Origin of the sequence: Verrucosispora sp. WMMA2044 (assembly GCF_027497155.1) — a bacterium.
GTDB lineage: Bacteria > Actinomycetota > Actinomycetes > Mycobacteriales > Micromonosporaceae > Micromonospora > Micromonospora palythoicola.
Genome location: NZ_CP114913.1, coordinates 2269521 through 2283479 on the forward strand (window position 1 = coordinate 2269521; position 13959 = coordinate 2283479).

12 protein-coding genes are annotated in these 13959 nt (G+C 74.2%); 8 read left to right on the forward strand and 4 right to left on the reverse strand.

The annotated features are described in order from the left end of the window. Nucleotides 1-71 precede the first annotated feature (71 nt). From O3597_RS10235 to O3597_RS10250, 4 genes are read left to right on the forward strand one after another with little or no spacing between them, the layout of a single operon-like run. The gene (locus O3597_RS10235; RefSeq protein ID WP_164446819.1) at nt 72-734 is read left to right on the forward strand and encodes an ATP-binding cassette domain-containing protein; all 663 of its coding nucleotides are present in this window, start codon (nt 72-74) and stop codon (nt 732-734) included. Continuing rightward, the gene (locus O3597_RS10240) at nt 731-2008 is read left to right on the forward strand and encodes an extracellular solute-binding protein (protein WP_281603967.1); all 1278 of its coding nucleotides are present in this window, start codon (nt 731-733) and stop codon (nt 2006-2008) included. Before O3597_RS10235 ends, O3597_RS10240 begins: the two co-directional genes overlap by 4 nt. Beyond that, complete coding sequence (locus tag O3597_RS10245; RefSeq protein ID WP_281603968.1) at nt 2005-3768, forward strand: ABC transporter permease subunit; 1764 nt, start codon at nt 2005-2007, stop codon at nt 3766-3768. Before O3597_RS10240 ends, O3597_RS10245 begins: the two co-directional genes overlap by 4 nt. Then, the gene (locus tag O3597_RS10250; RefSeq protein WP_281603969.1) at nt 3765-6149 is read left to right on the forward strand and encodes a tetratricopeptide repeat protein; all 2385 of its coding nucleotides are present in this window, start codon (nt 3765-3767) and stop codon (nt 6147-6149) included. The genes O3597_RS10245 and O3597_RS10250 overlap by 4 nt, the downstream gene beginning before the upstream one ends. Nucleotides 6150-6158: 9 nt before the next feature. Here O3597_RS10250 and O3597_RS10255 read toward each other — a convergent pair whose 3' ends face one another. Then, a complete protein-coding gene (locus tag O3597_RS10255) occupies nt 6159-7634 on the reverse strand; it encodes a PLP-dependent aminotransferase family protein (protein WP_281603970.1) in 1476 nt (491 codons plus the stop codon). Nucleotides 7635-7767: 133 nt separating this feature from the next. Here O3597_RS10255 and O3597_RS10260 point away from each other — a divergent pair, with 133 nt between their 5' ends. Then, nucleotides 7768-8379, forward strand: coding sequence for a LysE family translocator (locus tag O3597_RS10260; protein ID WP_281603971.1), 612 nt, complete (start codon nt 7768-7770; stop codon nt 8377-8379). A gap of 18 nt (nt 8380-8397) precedes the next feature. Next, nucleotides 8398-9090 carry a phenylalanine--tRNA ligase beta subunit-related protein gene (locus O3597_RS10265; protein ID WP_281603972.1) on the forward strand — a complete coding sequence of 231 codons (693 nt, stop codon included), beginning with the start codon at nt 8398-8400 and terminating at the stop codon, nt 9088-9090. Between the two features lie 113 nt (nt 9091-9203). Here O3597_RS10265 and O3597_RS10270 read toward each other — a convergent pair whose 3' ends face one another. Next, nucleotides 9204-9806, reverse strand: coding sequence for an MBL fold metallo-hydrolase (locus O3597_RS10270; protein WP_164446828.1), 603 nt, complete (start codon nt 9804-9806; stop codon nt 9204-9206). A 93-nt stretch (nt 9807-9899) separates the two neighbouring features. Beyond that, a complete protein-coding gene (locus O3597_RS10275; protein ID WP_281603973.1) occupies nt 9900-10436 on the reverse strand; it encodes a MarR family transcriptional regulator in 537 nt (178 codons plus the stop codon). Between the two features lie 107 nt (nt 10437-10543). Between O3597_RS10275 and O3597_RS10280 the strand changes: the two genes are divergently transcribed. Continuing rightward, nucleotides 10544-12175, forward strand: coding sequence for an LLM class flavin-dependent oxidoreductase (locus O3597_RS10280; protein WP_281603974.1), 1632 nt, complete (start codon nt 10544-10546; stop codon nt 12173-12175). A 356-nt stretch (nt 12176-12531) separates the two neighbouring features. Beyond that, entirely contained in the window at nt 12532-13083 is a 552-nt protein-coding gene (locus O3597_RS10285) for a DUF1772 domain-containing protein (protein WP_281603975.1), read from the forward strand. On the opposite strand, the gene O3597_RS10290 is transcribed toward O3597_RS10285, so the two are convergent. Next, entirely contained in the window at nt 13049-13918 is an 870-nt protein-coding gene (locus O3597_RS10290; RefSeq protein WP_281604512.1) for a sugar ABC transporter permease, read from the reverse strand. The genes O3597_RS10285 and O3597_RS10290 overlap by 35 nt on opposite strands. Nucleotides 13919-13959: the final 41 nt, after the last annotated feature.

The window sequence follows — 13959 nt, forward strand, 5'->3', positions numbered from 1 at the left end:
GGTGTCCAGGACCATGATGGACGGCGGGCCGGGCACTGAGCGTGGTTTCCCTGTGACAGGCTGGGATGAGGATGAGGCCGCCGGAGGTGATGGTCACGTTACGCACGCTCGACCTGGTTGCCGTGCCGGACATGTCGCCGCTCGACGTCGAGGTGGCCGTCGGCGCGACGGCTGCCGTGGTCGCCCCGCCCCGGCCGGCCACCGCCGTGGCGCGGGTGGTGGCCGGGCTGGCCGCACCGGTCACCGGGCGGATCCTGGTCGGCGGTCGCGACGTCACCGACCTGCCTCCGTTGCGCCGCCGCATCGGGTACGTGCCGGCCGGCGGGGCTCTGCTGCCCCACCTCACGGTCGGGCGCAACATCTCCTACGGTCAGCGCCGTCGCCGGTGGGTGCGCGAGGTCGCCGAGAGTTGGGCGGCCCTCCTGGTCGACCGGCTCGAACTCGCCCCGACCCTGGGACTTCGCCCGCACCTGCTGTCCGAGGCGCAACGGTTCCGGGTCGCGCTCGCCCGGGCCATGGCCTGTCTGCCCGAGGTGCTGGTGGTCGACCTGCCGACCCCGATCGACGGGGTGCGCCTGCCGGACCTGCTCGACCGGGCGGCCCCACCGGACGACCCGGGCGTGACGGTGCTGCTCTGCTCGGCCGACGAGGAGGTGCTGGCCGGCGTGCGCACCCGGGTGCCGGTCGGTGACGACAGCCCGCCCGGTCCGGCCCGTCCGGCGGTGCGGTCATGACCGGGCTCGGGTTGCGCCGCCGTACGCTGCTGGGTGCCGCCGCGGCGGCCACGGCCGCCGCGACCGGGGGTTGCGGGCGGGGGCGCCGGTCGGTGCAGGTGGCGGTCGTCTGGGCCGGCGGCGAGCTGGCCCGGTTCCGCGAGGTGGTCGCCGGCTACCCGGCGACCGTGCAGGTGGTCGGCGTGGGCAACGACATCGACGCGTTCCTGACCGCGCGCCGCGCCGCCGGCACCAGTCCCGACGTGGCGATCCTGCCCCGCCCAGGTCTGGTGGTCGAGTACGCCCGCCGGGGCTGGCTCGGCGAGGTGAGTCCGGCGGCCAGCTATGCCGCCCCGGCCGGCATGGGCGACCTGCTCAGCGTCGACGGACGCCGCTACGGCGTCTGGGTCAAGGCGGCGCACAAATCGCTGTGCTGGCACTTTCCGTCGATGCTGGCCGAACCGCCGAGGTCCTGGGACGCGCTGGTCACCCTGACCCGTCAGCTCGGGCAACGGCACCGGGCGGGTGCCGGTCCGGCCCCGCTGGCCATCGGTGCCGCCGACGGCTGGGTGCTCACCGACTGGTTCGAGAACGTGCTCGCCGCCGTCGCCGGCGTGGACCAGTACGAGGCGTTGGCCCGTGGTGAGGCCGACTGGCGCGGCCGGCCGGTGGCGTACGCGCTGGACCGGCTCGCCGAGTTGTGGAGTGTCGCGGGGGCCTTTCCGGGCGGAGGACGGCGGGCCCTGCTCACCCAGTTCGAAGAGTCGATCATCCAGGTGGTGCACCACCGTGAGGCGGTCATGGTGTTCGAGGCCGACTTCGTCGACGCGGTGGTCGCCCGGTTCCGCCAGGGCGACGAACCGCTGGCCACCTTCCGCTTCCCCGGCGCCCGGGTGGCCGATCAACCGCTGATCGTCGGCGGTGACGCGGCGGTGGCGTTCGCCGGTTCCGACGGCGGTGCGGAGCTGGTGCGCTGGCTCAGCGACGCGGTGGCCTTCCTGCCGTGGCTCGACGCGGGAGGTTATCTCTCCCCCAACCTCGCCGTGCCGGTGGACAGTTACCGCGACCCGTTGCGTCGACGCCTCGCCGGTGAGCTGCGTGCCGCCGACGCCGTGCAGTTCGACCTCTCCGACCAGTTGCCCGGCACCTTCACCGGCACCGACGGGGTGGGGATCTGGCGGATCATGCAGGACTTCTTCATGGACGTGACCGACGGGGTGCCGGCCCGGAAGGCGGTGAGCCGGGCCACCGGGCAGCTCGCCGAGGCGGCCCGGGTGGCGGGGGGCGGCAGGTGAGCCGGGGCCCGTTGCTGGGTGGACTGGCGGTGCTCGACGATGTCGGGCCACCCCGACGTGGCCGCGCCTACCCGGCGGCGGGCGTCGGTTGGGCGCTGCTGACACCGGCGGTGCTGCTGCTCGGCGGCCTGCTGGCCTGGCCGGTGCTGCGCACCGTGCACGCCAGCGTCACCACCGAGGGCCGCTGGGTGGGTGTCGAACACTATCGGGCAGCCCTCGCCGCTCCCGGCACCGTGGCCGTGATCGGGCGGACCCTGCTGTGGGCGCTGCTGGTGCCGACGGTGGTCACGCTCCTGGGCTATCTGCTCGCCGCGGCCTCCCGGCGTTCCCAGGAGGGTTGGCTGGTCCGGCTCATCCTGGTGGTGCCGACCGCGTTGCCGCTCGTGGTCACCGGCATGACCTTTCGGCTGCTCTACGACCCCGACCCGGAACGGGGGCTGGCCACCCGGTTGCTGACCTGGGCGACCGGACGGAACCCGGAGCAGCTGCCGCAGCTGCTCGGACCGGACCTGGTCACCGTGGCGGTGATGTCGGCGTTCGTGTGGGCCTGGGTCGGGCTGGCGATGCTGGTGTTCCGGGCCGCCCTCGACGCGGTGCCGACCGGGCTGGCGGACGCGGTCCGAGCCTTCGGTGGCAGCCGCCGCGACGTGCTCTGGGACGCGCAGTGGCGACCGCTGCTGCTGCGTACCGTCGCGGTGGTCTTCGCCCTGGTCGCGGTCGGCACCAGCCGGACGTTCGACCTGATCCTGGTGATGACGCCGGGTTCGGCGCGCGACGAGGCGGCGGTGCTGTCGCTGCGGATCTGGCAGACCTCCGGTGCGACGACCACCGGCGAGGGCGCCGCCCTGGGGGTCGTCTGGCTGGTCGCGGTGACCGCCGGCATGCTGGTGGTGGCCCTGTTCGTCCGGCAGGCGTGGCCGCCGCCGCAGCAGCCGGCGGGCAGCGCCGTGACCGCGCCGCCACCGCGCCGACTGGTCCGGCTGCTCGCCGCCGGTGCGGCGATCGCGTGGCTGTTGCCGCTGGGGGTGCTGGTGGCCACCTCGTCGCAGAGCCCGGTACGGGCGGCCACCGGCGGCTGGTGGTCCGGCCCGCCGGGGCTGGACTCCTACCGGGCGGTGCTCGGCGGTGCCGAGCTGTGGCGCAGCCTCGGCTTCACGCTGGTCCTGGCCACCGTCGTCACCGCCGCAGTGCTGGGGGTCGCGCTGCTGGCCGCGTACCCGCTGGCCTGGTTGACCGGGCCGGCCGCCCAGGTCACCGGCCTGGTGCTGATGGCCGCGGTGGTGGTCCCCGTGCAGGTGATCGCCGGGCCGCTCAACGAGGTGCTCGGGTTGGCGCTGTCCTCCGGCACGGCCCGGGGGGTGGCCCTGGTGCACATCGCGCTGGGGGTCCCGTTCGCCGTGCTGGTGCTGCGCAACGCCTTCGCCGACCTGCCCGCCGACCAGGTCCGTGGCGCTCGGATCGGCGGGCGGCACTGGTGGGGCACGTTGCGCCGACTGGCCCGGCACAACCGCACCGCCCTGGTGGCGGTGGCCGTGCTGGAGTTCGTGCAGGTGTGGAACGACCTGGTGGTGGGTCTGCTGTTCAGCGGGCCGGACGCCGCACCCCTCGGGTTGTTCCTCGCCGCGCAGACCCGTGGTTTCGTGGCCGGCAGCGGCCCGCTCGCCGCTGGCTGCGTACTCGCCTCGATCCTGCCGGTGCTGGTTTTCGTGCTCGCGCGCCGGCAGGTCGTCGCCGGTCTGGTCGCCGGGGGTGTGCGGTGACCGGGCCGCCACCACGGCGGGCCGACCGGCGGTCACGCCTGTTCAGCGTGCTGCTGGCCGCCGGTGGGGTGGTCGGTGCCGGGATCAGTGCGGTCCTCGGCAACGTCACCGGCAACCTGGTCTCCGAGTGGTCGTTGACCGTCCTCGGCTCGGCGAGCCTGGCCCTGGCCGCGCTCGGGGTGGCCGCGTCGTTTCTGGTGGAGTGGCGGCGGCGGCAACGCGAGCACCTGCTGGCCGCTGCGGAGGCCGAGGCGCGGTCGGGTAGCAGCGCACCGACGTTGCCCTGGCCGGCCGGGTACACCGGTCGGCGGGGGCAGGCGGAGGCGGTGGTGGCCATGCTCGCCCCGGAACACGCGGTGGCGGTGGTGGGCCGGCGTGCCGTCGGTACGTCCTGGTGCGCGATCCAGGCGGCGAACCTGAGCCGGGCGGACTTCCCCGACGGGCAGTACTACCTCGACCTGCGCCGGGGTGGCCGGGCCGGCTCACCCCGGGAGGTGCTGGCCGCCCTGGCCCGCATCGTCGGCACCCGGGCGCCGCGGTCCGGCCGACCGGACGATCTCGCCGACGCCGCCGACGAGCTGCGCGGCCAGTTGGATGGTCGCAAGGTGCTGCTGGTGCTCGACAACGTGGACGCACCGGCGCAGGTCCGGCCGCTGCTGCCGCCCACCGCCCGGGACTGCCGGTTGCTGCTGGCCGGCACCGGTCGGCTCGCCGCGGTCGACGGCGTGGTGGCGTACTGGCTGGCCGAGCCGGATGTCGACGACGCGGTGGAGATGTTCGCCGACGCCGGGGCGGCCACCGCGGTGGCGCGCCCGCACCGCCCGGACCCGCGCACCGACCCGGCGGTACGGGCCATCGTCGAGTTGTGCGGACGGCAGCCGCGCACGGTGACCGAGCTGGGACGACGCAGCGCGCAGCACGGCTGGCGGCCCGCCGACGTGCTGCACGCGCTGCACCGCGCCGCCGACACACCGCCGCACCAGCGGGTGGGCGTGTCACCGGTGACGGGGCTGGTCACCGCCCGCGACACGGCGTACCACGCGCTCACCGACGAGGCGCGCCGGCTGTGGCGGTTGCTGTCGCTGAGCCGGGTGCCACTGGACCGGGCGACCATCGCCGCGCTCGCCGGACGCCGGCCCGCCCAGGTTGCCGCCCTGCTGGACGAGCTGGCCGACGGCGCCTTCGTCGTCGGCGCGCCCGGTGACCGGTACGAGGTTCGTCCGCTGCTCGCCGGGTACGCCCGGATGCACCTGCGGGACACCGAGCCGGTGCGCCGGCGGGTCACCGTGCAGGCGCGACTGACCCGGCATCTGGCCCGCCGGGCCGAACAGCAGGTGGCCGCCCTGGCGGCCGGTGCCCTGGACCGTGACCAGCGACTGCCCGACGACGATCCGTACGGCTGGCTGGACCTGCACCAGGAGCTGCTGCTGGCGGTGGTGCAGGTGCCGGCCGGCGCGGTGGAGACGCTGCCGCGTCGGGTGCGGAACTGGTGGTTCCGGCTGGCCGTGGCGCTGTGCGGCTGGCTCGCCCACACCGAGCGGCTCGACGAATGGGAGAACGTCTGCCGCACGGTGCTGGCCAACCCCACCGCCCAGGACCGGCCGGAGATCGCCGGTTGGGCCCACAACGAGTTGGGCGTGCTGCGTCGTCGCCGGCACGACCCGTACGGCGCGGTGGCCGCGCTCAGCCTGGCGGTCGCCGGGCAGGGTCGCCGGGGCACCGCCCAGGCGCGGATGAATCTCGGGCTGGCCCTGCTCGACCTCGGTCGCACCGACGAGGCGGTGGAGCACCTGGAGCTGTCGCGGCGGCACCGGTCCGGCGCCGACCGCGCCGGCCAGGCGCTCAGCGATCTCGGGCTGGGTGCGGCGAAGCTCGCGCGGTACGAGCTGGACACCGCGCACGACCTGCTGGTTCGGGCGGCGAACTCGTTCCGTTCGCTCGGCGACGCCCGTGGCTACGCGGCGGCGTTGACGAATCTGGTGCTGGTCCACTCGGCGATGGGCGAGCACCTCGACGCGGCGCAGGCGTGGCGGGCCGCGCTGCGCGAGTACGAGTCGCTCGGTGACCCGAGCAACCGGGCGGTGGCGCTGCTCAACGCGGGCGTGGCACTGCTCGGCGTGACACCGGGGCAGGCCCGTCAGGCGTACGAGCTGTTGGCCGAGAGCTGGCGGTTGCGCGAGGGTGGCCGCCCGGACGCCGGACTGGGCCGGACGCTGTTGCATCTGGGCGACGCGGCGGCGGCGCTCGGCGACGACGAAGAGGCCCGTGGGCACTGGGCGGACGCGGCGGCCATCTGCGAGGTGGCCGGGGACGACGATGGTCAGCGGGCCGCCGACGCCCGGCTGGGCGGTGAGCGCTCGGCCGAGCCGCGCCCGGGGTGACGACGGCGGCTACCCCCGCCGCACGGCGGCGACGGTCGCGATTCCCGCGTCGATGGCCGACGCGGTGTTGGCCGCGTAGCCGAGCACCAGGCCGGGGCGGTTGGGCCGCAGGCAGTGCCAGGACAGCGGCTGCACCTTCACCCCACGCGCCAGCGCCGCAGCGGCGAGTTCCGTGTCGACCACATCGCCGTCGAGGGTGACCATCAGGTGCAGCCCGGCCGCCGCGCCGTGCACGGTGGCCTCCGGCAGGTGACGGGCCAGGGCGGCGGTCATCGCGTCCCGCCGGCGTACGTGGCGTTGGCGCAGCAGCCGCAGTTGCCGTTCGAACGCTCCGGAGGTGATCAGCTCGGCGAGCACGAGTTGGGGCAGGACGGCGTTTCCCAGGTCGGCGTTGCGTTTGGCCGCCACCACCGCGTCCCGGTATCGACGGGGCACCAGCAGCCAGCCGATCCGCAACGCCGGGGCGAGCAGCTTCGACACGCTGCCGGCGTAGCACACCCGCTCGGGCAGGGTGGCCCGCAGCGCGGGCACCGGCGGACGGTCGTAGCGGTGCTCGGCGTCGTAGTCGTCCTCGATGACCAGGCCACCCGTCCGGGTCCAGGCGGCGAGCTGGCGGCGCCGTTCACCGTCGAGCACCGCGCCGGTCGGGAACTGGTGCGCCGGGGTGAGCATCACCGCCGGCACGCCGCTGGCTGCCAGCTCGTCCACCCGCACCCCGGCGGCGTCCACCGGGATCGGCACGGTGGTCAGCCGCCAGTTGTCGAGGTGCTGACGGACACCGAGCGAGCCGGGGTCCTCCACACCGACGGTGCTCACGCCGTCGGCGCGCAGCGCCTGGGCCAGCAGGCCGAGCGCCTGTGAGACGCCGGTGGTGATGATGACCTCGGCCGGGTCGACGCCGATGCCCCGGCTGCGGGCGAGCCATCCGGCGACGGCCCGGCGCAGGGCCGGCGTCCCGCACGGGTCACCGTAGCCGAGGTCGGCGGCGACCAGCCGGCCGAGCACCGCCTTCTCGGCACGCATCCACGCCGCCCGGGGAAACGCCGCCAGGTCGGGTACGCCGGGCGTGAGGTCGATGCGGGCCGGGATGGTGCGTACCGTGTCGAAGACGTCGGTGCCCGGTGCGGACCGGAACACGGCTGCCGGATCGGCCTCCCGGGCCGGCGGCGCGGCGGCCCGCGGCGCGGCGGCCGTGGTCGTCACCGTGAGGGCGCTGGCCACGACCACGGTGCCGGCGCGGCCCCGGCCGGCGACGTGCCCGTCCTCCATCAGACGCTGGTACGCCTCGACCACCACGCCCCGGGACACCCCCAGGTCCGCCGCGAGGGTCCGGCTGGCCGGCAGCCGGGATCCGATGGGAACCACTCCGTCGGCGATCGCCCGGCGTAGCCGGTCGGCCAGCCAGGTGGCCCGGCCACCCGGCGGTGCCTGGCCGACGTCCAGGTGCAAAAAGTCCGCCCCGGCGTTCAAGCTCGGTTCCGGCACCGGAGGTGACGTCCGGCCAGCGTCACCGCCGGCCGTTATGGACCTGTCGGCGGGTACGGTTTTGGCACTGCTCATCGGACCATTGTCGGCGGCAGGGTGGTGGTGAACCATAGCCGACCAAGGAGCAGTTCACGTGACCGTCGCATTCCTGCTGACCACGATCATGGTGGTCGCGACCCCGGCGGCCGGGGTGCTGTTCACCCTCTCCGCCGGCTTGACTGGTGGGCACCGGGCCGCCCTGCTCGCCGCCCTGAGCGGCACGTTGGCCACCCTGCCGCACCTGGTGGCGGCGGTGACCGGGCTCGCCGCGTTGCTGCACTCCAGTGCGCTCGCCTTCGACCTGGTCAAGTACCTGGGCGTGGGCTACCTGCTCTGGCTGGCGGTGGCGACGGTACGCGAACGGGGCGCCTTCACCGTCGACGGCAGCGGCCCCGCCCGGCCGGCCAGCCGAATCATCGGCTCGGCGGTGGCGATGAACCTGCTCAACCCGAAGCTGACGATCTTCTTCGTGGCGTTCCTGCCCCAGTTCGTCCAGCCCGGCAGTCCGGGTGCGCTGGCCCGGATGCTCGGCCTGGGGGCGGTCTTCACGGCCACGACGCTCGTGGTCTTCGTCGGCTACGGACTCTGCGCCGCCGCGGTACGCCGGCGGGTGCTCGACCGCCCCCGGGTGGCCGACTGGCTGCGCCGGTGCTTCGCCGGGTCGTTCCTGGGGCTCGGGCTGCTGCTGGCCCGCGCCGAGGCGTGAGCGGACGAGGAGCCGGAGATGTTCTTCCAGCACTCACCACAGCTGTGGGCGCAGCACCCCACGCTCGTCGCCGGTGTGCTGTACGCCGAGGGCGTCGCCGGGAACCCCGGTGCCGACCTGCCGCTGGCCGAGTTGGTCGGTATGGCCCGCCGCAGGCTCGACGGGACCACCGAGGCGGCGTTCCCGGAGATCCAGGCGTGGCGACGGACGTTCGCGCGGATGGGCCTGGCTCCGACGAGGTACCGGTGCGCGGCGGAGTCACTGCTGCGGCGGCTGCGCACCTCAGGTGACCTGCCGAGGGTGCACCCGCTCGTGGATCTCGGCAACGCCGTCTCGGCCGCGTACGCCGTGCCGGTGGGGATCTTCGACGTCGACCGGTGTGGTGGCGGCATCGAGGTACGGCAGGCCCGGGGCGACGAACGCTACCTGACCTTCGGCGGGGTCGAGGAGCACCCCGAGCCCGGTGAGGTGATCTTCACGGATTCGGCCGGCCGGGCACACGCGCGACGGTGGACCAATCGGCAGAGCGGGTGGTCGGCGGTACGTGACGACACCCGCACCGTGCTGGTGGTGGTCGAGGCGATGCACCAGGCGGCGGACCGCGACGTGCCGGCGATGCTCGACGCGCTCGCCGCCGGGTTGCGGCACGGCTGGGGCGTCTCGGCACACACCAGCGTGCTGGCCCCGTCCGAGCCTCGGTTCGAGGCGTAGGGCCGGTGCCGAGGCCGCGCGGTCGAGCCGAGTTCAGGCGGCGGCCGGCGGCGCGGGTAGGTCCGCAGACGGCCGGCACGGGGCGGCCGTCTGCGGATCTCGGTCCGCCCGGGTCAGCGGCTCTCGCCCGGCGCGAGATAGCGGTAGCCCGGCACGGTCTCGCCGAACCAGCCGTTGACGCTGGCCAGGCCACGCGCGTTGAGCTGGGCGTCGTGGATCGGCAGGACCTCGGGCGCAGCGACCTCGACCGCGAAGTCGATCGCCTCGGTCAGCTTCAGCCAGGACGCCTGCGCCGGCACCAGCAGGGTCCGCACCGGCCGGTCCGGCGGAGCCAGCGAGTCGCCCGGGTGATAGACCGCGTCGGCCACGAGGTAGCCGAGGTTCGGGCAGTCGGGCTGCCCTCCGTGGATGGTGGCGTGCCGCCCACCGAACGCGGTGACCTCGAGACCGGCGGCGGTGAACCGCTGCCCCGCCCGCACCCGGGTCACCGGTAGCGGCGCCAGGTCCGGCAGGGCGGCGCCCTCCGGCGCGAAGACCGGTACGCCGAGGCCGGCGAGCCGGAGCACGTCGATGTGGTCGGTGTGCTCGTGGCTGACCAGAACCGCGTCCGCGCCGACCAGTGCCCGCGGTTCGCTCCAGGTGCCCGGGTCGATGACCAGCACGACGCCGTCGTGTTCGAGCCGGACGCAGGAGTGCGTGTACTTCGTGATCCGCATCCCGGGACGGTACGCCGCGGAGTCCGCCGCCGGGTGCCTCCCGCTCGGCGCAGGTCGTGCTGTCGCCGGCCGACGCGCCGGTGACGTGCTGCGTCAGGTCCGGGTCGGACGCCGCCGTGCGGCGCGTCCGGTGGGCGGCCGCTCCGCCGCCGCCTCGACCGCCTGGCACAGGTCGGTGAGCGGGTCGACCGCCTGCGCCGCGCAGGCCACCCGGCGCAGCAGAGCCCGCAGGGTGCCGGCCTGCTCCGGCGACAACTCCCGCAGCAGCCGCGACTCGACCGCGCCGAGGGCTTCGCGCCGGTGCCGCGCGGCCGCCCGCCCGGTCTCGGTGAGGGTGACCAGGCGGCTGCGCCGGTCCGCCGGGTCGGGTCGGCGGACCACCAGCCCGCCCTGCTCCAGGTCGTCGATCAGGTACGTCAGGACGGTGCGGTCGATGCCCAGTTCCTCGGCGATCGCGCCCTGGTTGCGGGCCGGTTCCCGGTCGGCCGAGGTGAGCACCTGGTATCCGCGCGGTCCGCCGGGCAGGTCACCGACCGCGTGGTCGGCGGCGCGGACGTAGGCGCGGAAGACGACGCCGAGCATCCAACCGAGGTCGTCGTTGATCGGGTCGCTGGCCCGGGCACCGCTCATCACTCCACGATAGCGTAGGTCACATATTTTCTTGTGCGATGATGTTCTGTACGACATAACATTTTTCCTGCGGCGAGCGGCGCCGCGGGATCGGGAGGACGGCCGAGATGAGCGACTACGGGCACCCACTGACCTTCGGGTCGTTTCTCACGCCCGGCAACGCCGACCCGATGCGGCCGGTCGGCCTGGCCATGCTCTCCGAGCAGGTCGGGCTCGACCTGGTGACGTTCCAGGACCACCCCTACCAGCCGGCGTTCCTGGACACCTGGACACTGCTCAGTTTCGTCGCCGCCCGCACCGAACGGGTACGGCTGTCCGCCAACGTCACGAACCTGCCGCTGCGCCCGCCCGCCGTGCTCGCCCGGAGCGTGGCCAGCCTCGACCTGCTCGCCGCCGGCCGGATGGAACTCGGGCTCGGTGCCGGCGCGTTCTGGGACGCGATCGAGGCGATGGGTGGCCGACGCCTCTCGCCCGGGGAAGGGGTGCGTGCCCTGGCGGAGGCGATCGAGATCATCCGCCAGATCTGGGACGTCGACGCCCGCGGCGGAGTCCGCGTCGACGGCGAGTTCCACCGGGCGGTCGGCGCCAAACGCGGGCCCGCCCCCGCCCACGACATCGGCATCTGGCTCGGCGCGTACAAGCCGCGCATGCTGGCGTTGACCGGGCGGCGGGCCGACGGCTGGCTGCCCTCCCTGGCCTACCTGCAACCCGGCGACCTGGCCCGGGGCAACGCCATCATCGACGAGGCCGCCACCGACGCCGGGCGCTCCCCGACCGACGTGCGCCGGCTGCTCAACGTCAACGGACGGTTCGCGGCCACCGGGAGCGGCCCGCTCAACGGTCCGGCCGAGCAGTGGGCCGAGGAACTCGCCGGCCTTGCGCTGACCGAGGGAATCAGCACGTTCATCCTGGCCAGCGACGATCCGGACGACCTACGGCGGTTCGCCGCCGAGGTGGCACCGGCCACCCGGAAACTTGTCGCCGCCGAGCGCGCCGCCCCGCCGACCGGTGTTCCGGCCGGGCAGGGCCACACCGCGACCGACCGGACCCGCACCGCGACCGACCGGGCCGTCACCACCAGCGGCACGCGCAGCAGCACGTCGGCCGGCCCGACCGCACGTCCGACCACTGTCGGCGCGGCTCCGTTCGCCGTGGTGCCGACGCCGGACGACAGCGTACGCCGCAGCGAGGTGCGGGTGTGGGACGAGGCGGCCCGACCGGCCGGGCCGACGCCGGACCCGCAGCGCACCTACACAGCGCACGACCAGGCCGGCGCACAGCACCTGATCGACGTGCACGACGGTCTGCGGGCCGAGCTGGCCCAGATCCACGACCTGATCGAGCAGGTCGCGGCCGGGCTGATCGACGTGGGCGCGGCCCGGTCACACATCAACACGATGACCATGCGGCAGAACAAGTGGACGTTGGGCACCTACTGCGAGTCGTACTGCCGGGTGGTGACCACCCACCACACGATCGAGGACCGGTCGCTCTTCCCGCACCTGCGACGGGCCGACCCGCGACTCGCACCGGTCATCGACCGGCTCGAGGAGGAACACCACGCCATCCACGACGTGCTGGAGGGCGTCGACCGGGCGCTCGTCGCCTTCGTGGCCACCCCGGACGGGATGGCCGACCTGCGGGCGGCGGTGGACCTGCTCAGCGACACGCTGCTGTCCCACCTGTCCTACGAGGAGCGCGAGCTGGTCGAGCCGATCGCCCGCCTCGGCGCGCACTGACGTCGCGGTCGGCGCGGCGCGCGGCTGGGGGCGGGTGGTGGGTCCGGCGAACCTGTCGAGCTGACGGCACAGCCGGATCGGCGGCGACAGCGCGGACGGGTCAGGTCGACAGCGGGCATACATGGGAACCGCCGGGACGGACGCCCCGCAGGGTATGGGAGAACCCGAGGACCCGGCGGGGGCCGCGACGCGACAGCGGCATCGCCCACCGACGGGTCGGACGGCGGCTGCCGTACGTCGAGAGGCGATCCTCATCAGCGCCGTCAGACGGCAGATGGCTCACCGTCACCGACCTACCGTTCACACCGCAACGGACCGAGCGCGCCCGGACGGGCGCCGAAACGGTAGGAGAAGCGGTGTCCCGCAGCAGATTGACCTGGCTCGGGCTGGTCGCGCTGACCTGGGCGGCGATGATGTCGTTCGGCGGCGTGGCGGCCGAGACCGTGATGCTCTACCCGAACATCTTCCACGACGCCCCGGCGTCGCTGGAGCGCGCCCGAGACTTCCTGACGGTCAGCGGCCCGAGCGACTACTTCCCGCCGCTGGGCGCCTCGGTGGTGCTGCTCGGCGTCGCCACCACGGTGCTCACCTGGCGTGATCGCCGGCTGCGGTGGTGGGTGGCCGCCGCGACGATGGTCTTCGTCGCGGGTGAGTTCCTGTTCTCGGTCGTCTTCTTCTGGCCGCGCAACGAGATCATGTTCGTCGACCCGGTCGGCACCCACTCGCCGCAGTACCTGCGCCAGGTGGCGGAGGAGTTCGTCGCCGGGCACCGGGTGCGCCTCGTCGGTGGCGCGGTGACCGCCGCGCTGGCCTTCACCGCGCTGCTGCGGTGGGCCCGTACCCCCTCGGGAGCACGGTCGACCGGCACCGTCGTCACAGCTGGTAGAAGCGACGGTAGCGGCGGATGAGCCGCCACTGCACCAGCACCGCGGCGACGGTCAGCAGCATCATCACCAGGGTCGCCGCCGCCGCGTAACCGTACCGCAGGTACTCGAACCCGGTCTGGTAGACGAACAGCGACAGGTAGGTGGTGGCGTACGGCGGGGGGCCGCCGTCGGTGACCACGAACGCCGGCACGAAGGTGAAGTGCAGGCTGGCCACCGCGTCGCGGACAGCCAGCAGGGCGAGCACCGGCGCCAGCAGCGGCAGCGTGATCCGGCGGAAGACGTCCCAGCCGGTGGCGTCCTCGATGGCGGCCATCTCGTACACGTCGCGGGGCAGCGCCCGCCGGGCGGCCAGCAGCACCACGAAGGTCTCCCCCATGGTGAACAGGCTCATCAGGATGATCCCGGCGCGGGCGCTGGTCGGGTCGGTCAACCACTGCGGCGGGGTACGCCCGAAGGCGGTCAGCCCGTTCTCCCCGCCGACCCGCAGCAGTTGGTTGATCGGCCCGTACAACGGGTTGAACAGCCACAGCCAGAGCAGGCCGTACGCGATCTCGGGTACGGCGGTGGGCAGCAGCGCGGCGGTGCGGGCGGTGCCGACCCCGGCCGCCCGGCGGTGCAGCAGCAACGCCAGGCCCAGCGCCAGCAGCACCCGCAGCGGTACGGCGACGAGGGCGAAAACCACCGAGTTGAGCAGCGCCACGCGGAAGATCGGGTCGTCCAGCAGGGCGGCGAAGTTGTCCAGTCCGGCCCAGGTCGGCGGCCGCAGCAGGTCGTAGTCGGTGACCGACATGCCGAGCGTGACCAGGGCGGGCACCAGGACCAGCCCGACCAGCCCGATCAGGTAGGGCGTCAGCATCAACGCCAGCTGCCGCCGTGCCCGGGTGTCCGGCCGGGCCG

What these genes read in the sequence shown, in the direction of transcription:
- O3597_RS10280 (WP_281603974.1), top strand. Translation starts at nt 10,544, where the DNA reads ATGAGCGACTACGGGCACCCACTGACCTTCGGGTCGTTTCTCACGCCC.
- O3597_RS10240 (WP_281603967.1), top strand. Translation starts at nt 731, where the DNA reads ATGACCGGGCTCGGGTTGCGCCGCCGTACGCTGCTGGGTGCCGCCGCG.
- O3597_RS10265 (WP_281603972.1), top strand. Translation starts at nt 8,398, where the DNA reads ATGTTCTTCCAGCACTCACCACAGCTGTGGGCGCAGCACCCCACGCTC.
- O3597_RS10275 (WP_281603973.1), bottom strand. Translation starts at nt 10,436, where the DNA reads ATGAGCGGTGCCCGGGCCAGCGACCCGATCAACGACGACCTCGGTTGG.
- O3597_RS10290 (WP_281604512.1), bottom strand. Translation starts at nt 13,918, where the DNA reads ATGCTGACGCCCTACCTGATCGGGCTGGTCGGGCTGGTCCTGGTGCCC.
- O3597_RS10270 (WP_164446828.1), bottom strand. Translation starts at nt 9,806, where the DNA reads ATGCGGATCACGAAGTACACGCACTCCTGCGTCCGGCTCGAACACGAC.
- O3597_RS10235 (WP_164446819.1), top strand. Translation starts at nt 72, where the DNA reads ATGAGGCCGCCGGAGGTGATGGTCACGTTACGCACGCTCGACCTGGTT.